The organism is Streptomyces sp. NPDC015139, assembly GCF_043079785.1.
Taxonomy (GTDB): Bacteria; Actinomycetota; Actinomycetes; order Streptomycetales; family Streptomycetaceae; genus Streptomyces; species Streptomyces albidocamelliae.
Genome location: NZ_JBIBUW010000057.1, coordinates 1 through 3,620 on the forward strand (window position 1 = coordinate 1; position 3,620 = coordinate 3,620).

Annotated in this window: 4 protein-coding genes; 1 reads left to right on the forward strand and 3 read right to left on the reverse strand. The window is 63.3% G+C overall.

The window, feature by feature from the left end; all coding sequences use genetic code 11:
- Positions 1 to 209: 209 nt before the first annotated feature.
- Together istB and istA are read right to left on the reverse strand one after the other, a co-directional pair.
- Positions 210 to 1,001 carry an IS21-like element IS1415 family helper ATPase IstB gene (gene istB / locus ACF08B_RS41500; RefSeq protein WP_003944771.1) on the reverse strand — a complete coding sequence of 264 codons (792 nt, stop codon included), beginning with the start codon at positions 999 to 1,001 and terminating at the stop codon, positions 210 to 212.
- Positions 1,001 to 2,542 (reverse strand): IS21-like element IS1415 family transposase, encoded by a 1,542-nt coding sequence (istA, locus tag ACF08B_RS41505; RefSeq protein ID WP_030538069.1) that lies wholly within the window; start codon positions 2,540 to 2,542, stop codon positions 1,001 to 1,003. Before istA ends, istB begins: the two co-directional genes overlap by 1 nt.
- Between istA and ACF08B_RS41510 the strand changes: the two genes are divergently transcribed.
- Entirely contained in the window at positions 2,520 to 2,996 is a 477-nt protein-coding gene (locus tag ACF08B_RS41510; protein ID WP_352391937.1) for a TIGR02206 family membrane protein, read from the forward strand. The genes istA and ACF08B_RS41510 overlap by 23 nt on opposite strands.
- 443 nt (positions 2,997 to 3,439) lie before the next feature.
- Here the strand turns inward: ACF08B_RS41510 and ACF08B_RS41515 are convergent.
- On the reverse strand, positions 3,440 to 3,620 hold a 181-nt coding region (locus ACF08B_RS41515), incomplete at its 5' end, for a GNAT family N-acetyltransferase (protein ID WP_392322212.1).

Here is a 3,620-nt window from a genome sequence, read left to right on the forward strand (position 1 = left end):
CACAGGGTTCGATCACCAAGACCGGCAACGGTCATGCACGTCGGTTGTTGGTCGAGGCAGCATGGCATCACCGCAAGATCTACCGCAACCCTGGATGTCAATGGCCACGAAGTTCTCCCCGTAGGCGGCCAGTAGTTCTCCCCGCTGGTGGCCACGGGTTCTCCCCGGTGGCGGCCAGTTGTTTTTCCCCACCCGCTTTCTGATTTGGGTTAGCTGAAGGGCTTCACCCCCTTGCCGGTGGTGGCTTCGGTGAGGCGGAAGGAGTCGCCGTCGGTGACGACGACGTGCGCATGGTGCAGGAGCCGGTCAACGGTGGCGGTGGCCAATGTTTTGGGCATGATCTCGTCGAAGCCGGAGGGGTGCAGGTTGCTCGAGACGGCAATCGCTCGGCGTTCGTAGGCAGCGTCGACGAGGCGATAGAATCCTTCGGCGGCGTCTTCAGAGACCGGGAGCAGACCGATGTCGTCGACGATGATCAGGTCGGAGCGGATGATCCTCGTCAGGGCTCGGGCGATGGAGTCGTCGGCACGGTGCCGGCGGACCAGGGCACCGAGGTCTTCGATGGTGAACCAAGACACCGCCAGCCCAGCTTCGACTGCGGCCTGCCCGAGTGCCTCGGTGAAGTGAGACTTGCCAGTTCCCGAAGGCCCACAGACGCAGAAACATTCACGCCGCCCGACCCACTCCAGGGTGCGGAGCGCGTCCTGGGTGGCGCGGGGAATCGACGATTTCGTTTCGTCCCAGTCGCCGAAGGTCTTGCCGGTAGGGAAACCCGCGCGTTTGCGGCGAGTGTGCAGGTTCGCCCGGTCCCGGCCGGCGGCTTCCTCAGCGAGGAGAACCCGCACGACTTCGGCGGGGTCCCAGCGTTGGGCTTTCGCGGTCGGGATGATATCGCTCAAGGACCTGCGGATATGGGGCAGTTTCAGGCGTTTAGTCAGGTCGATCGCCTCGGCCAACGGGTCGCCGTTAGCGCTGGTAACAGTGCGCAAAGGGGTGCTCATCAGGCGTCATCGCTTTCATCGTCAGTAGTGGCTGGGCTGGCCGGCGCTGGTGTCTGGCCGAAGGTGGACCAGGCGGCGGTGCCCGGTTGCAGAGTGTGGTTCTCGCTGCGACGGACCGGATCAGCGTGTTCGTGGGTGACTTGGTAGTCGAGGATCGAGATCAGGTCCCGATCGGCGAACCGGCCGGTCATCGCCGCCGTCCCCAACGCTCTGTCGACTGCGTCCGGGGAGTGCAGCTTCGAAAGGTCCACGGCCTCGGCCATCTTCGCCCTGATGCGGCGCGCTCCCGCGGCGGCAGCCTCGACCAGCCAGCTGTTGGCACCCTGGCCCAACTGTAGGAAGGCGAGCTCGGCGGCGGTACGAGGCTTGGGCACCCGGTCGGCGGCGTCGCGGTCTGGGCGGGGTGGGTAGTGGTCGTTGTCGAGGACCGGTGAACCGGGTTGGCCGCGGCGGTGCCGCGCGACTTCGACTGCACCGCCATCATTGTCGACGGCGGTCACGATCAGCTCCTCACCATGGAAGCGGGCCCAGACCCGAGTGTCGATCAACGTGTGCGGCACCGAATACCGCACCCCTTCCACCGAGATCGTCGACTCCCAGTTCACCCGCCGGGTAGTGCCGAACACCGCGGTGAACGGAGATTTCGGCAGCGGATGCAGCCGCTGCAACTCTTCGGCCAGCCGCTCGACCGGCCGCCGCCGAGTAGAGCTGTGGACGCGGGTGTTGACGTCGGTGCAGAACTGCCGGCAAGCCGACTCGAGCTCACCGAAAGAGTGATACTGCTCGCGCAGGTTCACCTCCTTCGGCAACAGGTCGGCTTTGGCGATCCGCACCGTCGCCTCACTTCCTCCCTTCGACTCCGGATCAGCAGGTAAACACGTCCGCAGCGTCGTGCCGTAATGCCGTGCCACCTCCACGATCTCCGGATTGCGGACCGCGATCCCGGCCACGTGATCGATCGTCGCGGTCTTCTCGTTGTCGGTGAGGACATAGACCGGAACCCCGCCCAAGCGGCGGAATGTCGCATCCAAACACGCCGCCACCGTCGGCAATGTCTTGTCCCAGATCGGGATCACCACCCGAAATCGCGACCACGCCAACCATGCGCAGAACAACGTCGTCTTCCGGCCGGAAATCGTTGGCCCGTCACCGAAGTCGTACTGTAACCACAGCCCAGGTTCGGTTACCCACGGCCGATACACTCGCCGCCGACCAGCCCGAAACTGGGCCTTCGCCTCCGCGACCGTCCGGCGCGTGGTCCGCTCACCGCCGGTGAACCCCAGCGCGACGATCCGTTCGTGGATGACATCCGCGCGGACCTTGCCCTGCGAGCGGACCACCAACTCCTCGATCTTCGGCAGAAAGTCGTCGATCGCCCGCGCTCGATGCCGCCGGCGGTCCGGCGGCTGCCCCGCAGCGCGCATCTGCACATACCGGGCCACCGTGTGGTGATCACACCCAGCCAGCTCCGCCGCCGCCCGATAACTACCCGTGAGGTCGTACGCCTCCAAAATTTCCATGATCTCCCTGCTCGATTTCATCCACCCAGCGTTGCCGGGACCGAATCTGACTCACAGCAGGTGGGGAACTATCTGGCCGTACGCGGGGAGAAACCATGGCCACAAAATGCGCCATAAATGGCCGCCAGTGGGGAGCTTACGATGGCCGTCGACAATTCACCTGTTTGTCGTCTGGGCCGCGATCTATCTCACGTGGGGCCGGAGAATGCGACCTACATGGCGCAGCTACCGCTTCGCGGTACTGGTCACGCTGACATGGGCGATAGTCACTTTCATCTTCAATCGCATCGCCGATACCAATTACGGCTTTCTCAACGCCAAACCTTCCACCGCATCGCTGCTGGACCTGATGGGTCCGTGGCCGGTGTATCTGTTTTCTGGGATGACAATCGTATTCATCATCTGGGCTCTGATGACGTGGCCGTGGGAGAGAGACGGAATTCTCGACAAGGACGCCGCGCAACCCGTGGTCTAGCCGTCCTCGCTCGACCTCCGCACCCCTGGCATGGACCGACCGCTTTTCAGCAACAATCTGCACAGTCCTGCCCAATCGAGCTACCGGGCAGCCGAGTGACAGGCAAGCGAGAGCAGCAGATGTGATACTCAACCGGCATGTAGATGCAGGCGGCGTTGCACACTCCGATCGGCGACTCGCGAAGACTTTCAGTTTCACCCGCTCCAGTTCGTCTGCACGTACATCCCCGACGGTGACCGCTCTGCTGTGAAGCCGCTGATCCCGAGCCCTCAAGAACTCACTGCAGGAGGACGTGACACCAGCCCACGAATAATTTGCCAGTTACAGCGGGAATCACGTCTCAGCAGATTCACTCTGCACTCGAGCTAAGGGGTTGCTTCGAGTTGCTGATCACATATGGCGGATCGATTGCCGAAAAATGCTTCGATTGGCGGTTCAGAAAATCAGGAATCCGCTGCCGTTCGGCGTTCGAGCAGGACTGTGTCGCGCCAGATCCCGTCGAGTTGGGCGATCTTCTCGCGGATCCCGATGGTGCGGAACCCTGCCGAGTGATGCAGGGAGACGGAGGCGCGATTTTCAGGGAAGATCGACGTCTGCAGGGTCCAGAGCCCATCCGCGTCCGCT